3 protein-coding genes and 1 riboswitch are annotated in these 3,769 nt (G+C 70.8%); of the genes, 2 read left to right on the top strand and 1 reads right to left on the bottom strand.

What is annotated here, in order from left to right:
• Window positions 1–91 precede the first annotated feature (91 nt).
• A complete protein-coding gene (locus tag ACIBBH_RS42410) occupies window positions 92–1,207 on the bottom strand; it encodes a HoxN/HupN/NixA family nickel/cobalt transporter (protein WP_399414331.1) in 1,116 nt (371 codons plus the stop codon).
• 28 nt (window positions 1,208–1,235) lie between these two features.
• Window positions 1,236–1,420, bottom strand: a riboswitch (cobalamin riboswitch).
• Window positions 1,421–1,499: 79 nt separating this feature from the next.
• On the opposite strand from ACIBBH_RS42410, the gene ACIBBH_RS42405 reads away from it, so the two are divergent.
• Together ACIBBH_RS42405 and ACIBBH_RS42400 are read left to right on the top strand one after the other, a co-directional pair.
• A complete protein-coding gene (locus ACIBBH_RS42405) occupies window positions 1,500–1,859 on the top strand; it encodes an ArsR/SmtB family transcription factor (RefSeq protein WP_399414329.1) in 360 nt (119 codons plus the stop codon).
• Between the two features lie 173 nt (window positions 1,860–2,032).
• A complete protein-coding gene (locus tag ACIBBH_RS42400; RefSeq protein WP_399414327.1) occupies window positions 2,033–3,679 on the top strand; it encodes a glycoside hydrolase family 13 protein in 1,647 nt (548 codons plus the stop codon).
• Window positions 3,680–3,769: the final 90 nt, after the last annotated feature.

Genomic DNA, 3,769 nt, shown 5'->3' with positions numbered 1-3,769 from the left:
GGCTGCACACCTACAATCACCACCGCGGACACACCGCGCTCAAGGGCCAACCACCCGCCAGCCGCGTTCCTAACCTCACTGGGCAATACACCTAGTCAGTGGTGGAGGCGGCCGGTACCGCCCACCGCTCCTCCACCCTCGCGATCCGCCAGTACGCCAGCGCCGCCGCCCACACCACCACGAACAGGCCGACGATGATGTAGCCGACGTTGTCCAGGTCGAGGCCCGCGATCCAGCCGGTGAGGCCGTCGCGCAGGTCGAGCTTGTCGTGCAGGACGCCGACCAGTTCGATCGTGCCGATGAAGAAGGCGACGGCGATGGACAGGCCGGTGATGGTGAGGTTGTAGAACACCTTGCGCACGGGGTTCGAGAACGCCCACTGGTAGGCGAAGTTCATGAAGGTGCCGTCGAGCGTGTCGAACAGGCTCATCCCGGCGGCGAAGAGAAGGGGCAGGCAGAGGATCGCGTACCAGGGCAGCCCGGCCGCCGCGCCCGAGCCCGCCATCACCATCAGCGTGACCTCCGTGGCGGTGTCGAAGCCGAGGCCGAAGAGGAAGCCGAGCGGGAACATCTGCCCGGGCCGGCTGATGGACCTGGTGAGGCGGCCGAGGATCCGGTTCATGAAGCCGCGCGAGTCCAGGTGCTGTTCGAGCTCCCGCTCGTCGTACGTCCCCGCCCGCATCGCCTTGAAGACCCGCAGGATGCCCAGCAGGGCGACCAGGTTGAGGGCGGCGATGAGGTAGAGGAAGGTGCCGGAGATCGTCGTACCCATGAAGCCGAGGACCTGGTGGGTGCGCGAGTCCTCGTTCATGACCTTGCCGGCGAGCTGCGTGCCGCCCGCGATCAGCGCGGCCAGCACCACGACCACGCTGGAGTGGCCCAGCGCGAACCAGAAGCCCACCGACACCGGCCGCTTGCCGTCGGCCATCAGCTTGCGGGTGGTGTTGTCGATCGCGGCGATGTGATCGGCGTCGAAGGCGTGCCGCATGCCGAGGGTGTAGGCGGTGATGCCGAGACCGATACCGAAGGCCTTGGTGCCGACCTTGTAGTGCTCGGGGGCGACGAGCAGGAAGAGGATGCCGAACGCGACGACGTGCAGGGCGACGATCACCGCCAGCAGCCCCGCCGTCTTGATCGTGTCCTCGCGCCGCCACTTGAAGGCAGTGGGGGAAGCCGTAGTGGGGACAGGGTTGTCCGGCAGGGCCATCCGGTTCACGCTCCAGCACCTCGTGGATCACTTCGTGAGCTGCCGTGGCCGGTCTCCTGGCTTACGGGGTCGTGCGTCCGCCGTCCCTGCCTTCCCGGTCGTACGACCAGTGGCCCGGCGGCGCCGGACGGGACGGGAACTCCCCGGTCACAGTGGCGAGGGCCGCGTCGACCTCTCATCGACTTCCCGAGCACCACGGCCTGCCCACCGTAGGGGGGCGGACGGTTTCCTGCATAGCTGCGTACCTGCGCAGGTATGCAAGATCACAAACAGGGCCTGCGAGGATGGCGGTATGCATCTCGTGCCTGCCGACCGCGCGGACCGCCGCACCATCGACGGTCACCGGGTGTGCGACGCCATCGCCGCGATCGGCGAGCCCGGCCATGTGCGCACCTGGGCCGACCGCTTCTCCCTGCTCGCCGACCCCAAGCGCCTCGCCCTGCTGCTCGCCCTGCACCGCACCGGCCCGCTCGCCGTGTCCGACCTGGCGATCGCGACCGGCATGAACGACCCCGCCGTTTCACAGGCCTTGCGGCTGCTGCGGGCGGCGGGGGCCGTGGAGGGGGAGAAGGAGGGGCGGGTCGTGCGGTACCGGGTGGTGGACCAGGACGTACAGGCGCTGCTGAAGCACTGCGCGGCGGACGGGGGATGACGTGCGTACGACCCGGAGGCCCCTTGGACTCCAGGCGGCGGAGGAGGCGGTGACGGAGGCCGCGCAGCGGGCGAGTGTCGCGGCGTGCGCCACCGCTGCGCACCGGTACGAAGTTTCGCTTTCCCGGCAACGTGGACAGGGATTCCCTTGTCGTCCTTCCCAAGGGAGCCCATGTGACCGACCTTTCCTCCAGGAACCCCGACTGGTGGCGCCAGGCCGTCATCTACCAGGTCTACCCCCGCAGCTTCGCCGACGCCGACGGTGACGGGCTCGGCGACATCCGGGGCATCGCCGAACGCCTGCACCACGTGGCCGCGCTGGGCGTCGACGCCCTGTGGCTGAGCCCCTTCTACCCGTCCGAGCTCGCCGACGGCGGCTACGACGTCGCCGACCACCGCGACGTCGACCCCCGCCTCGGCACGCTGGACGACTTCGACGCCATGGTCGCCGAGGCCCACCGGCTGGGCCTGAAGGTGATCGTCGACGTCGTCCCCAACCACACCTCGCACCAGCACCCCTGGTTCCAGGAGGCGCTGCGCGCCGGGCCCGGCTCCCCGGCCCGCGACCGGTACGTCTTCCGCGCCGGCCGGGGCGAGCACGGCGAACTGCCGCCCAGCGACTGGCAGTCGGTCTTCGGCGGCAGCGCCTGGCAGCGGGTGCCCGACGGCCAGTGGTACCTCCACCTGTTCGCACCCGAGCAGCCGGACCTCAACTGGGACAACGAGGAGGTCCGCGCCGACTTCCGCACCACCCTGCGCTTCTGGTCCGACCGGGGCGTCGACGGTTTCCGCGTCGACGTCGCCCACGGCCTGGCCAAGGACCTCACCGAACCGCTCCGCGACCTGGGCGACCTGAGCCCCACGGGCGAGGAGGCCCTCCAGCACCTGCCGCCCGGCAGCCACCCCTACTGGGACCGCGACGAGGTCCACGAGATCTACCGTGACTGGCGCAAGGTCTTCGACGCCTACAGCCCGCCCCGCACGGCGGTCGCCGAGGCCTGGGTCCCGGACGCCCGCCGCGCGCTGTACGCCCGCCCGGACGAACTGGGCCAGGCATTCAACTTCGAGTACCTGCAGGCGGACTGGGACGCGGATGCCCTGCGCCGGGTCATCACCGGCTCCCTGGAAACGGCCCGTACGGTCGGAGCCTCCGCCACCTGGGTCCTCTCCAACCACGACGTCGTACGCCACGCCACCCGTCTGATGCTGCCGCCCGGCACCGACGACAACGCCTGGCTGCTCTCCGGCGGCCACGCCCCGCGCGTCGACGAGGCGGCGGGCCTGCGCCGGGCCAGGGCGGCGGCCCTGCTCATGCTGGCCCTCCCCGGATCCGCGTACGTCTACCAGGGCGAGGAACTCGGCCTGCCCGAGGTGGCCGACCTGCCCACCGAAGTCCTCCAGGACCCGATCTGGGAACAGACCGGCCACGTCCGCAAGGGCCGCGACGGCTGCCGGGTGCCGCTGCCGTGGACCACCAGCGGCCCGTCGTACGGCTTCGGGCCGGGCGGCGCCTGGCTGCCCCAGCCCCCGGCCTTCGCCTCGTACGCGGTTCAGGCTCAGGACGGCGCCGACGGCTCCACCCTGGAGCTGTACCGCAGGGCCCTGCGCCTGCGCCGCAAACTCCTCGAGGGCGAGTCCCTGACCTGGGCCCCGGACGTCCCGGCCGGTGTCCTGGACTTCGCCCGCTCGGAGAGCTGGCGATGCGTCACCAACCTCTCCGGCGAGGCGATTGCCCTCCCGCCCGGAGAGGTACTCCTGAGCAGTGCACCGCTGCCGGACGGAGGGGTCCTGCCGCCGGACACCACCGTGTGGCTCGCCTAGGCAGTTTCGTTTGGATCAGTCGGTCGTTGGTCCGGGTGTGCCGTTGACTGATGCGCAGTGGGCGCGGATCGAGCCGTTGCTCCCGGACCG

Source organism: Streptomyces sp. NPDC051636, from assembly GCF_044453765.1.
In the GTDB taxonomy this organism is placed as follows: Bacteria; Actinomycetota; Actinomycetes; order Streptomycetales; family Streptomycetaceae; genus Streptomyces.
This window is presented reverse-complemented; position numbering and strand designations above follow the sequence as displayed.

Bases quoted from the DNA above. Each gene is read 5' to 3' on its own strand.
- ACIBBH_RS42410 (WP_399414331.1), bottom strand. From the start codon at position 1,207: ATGGCCCTGCCGGACAACCCTGTCCCCACTACGGCTTCCCCCACTGCC.
- ACIBBH_RS42405 (WP_399414329.1), top strand. From the start codon at position 1,500: ATGCATCTCGTGCCTGCCGACCGCGCGGACCGCCGCACCATCGACGGT.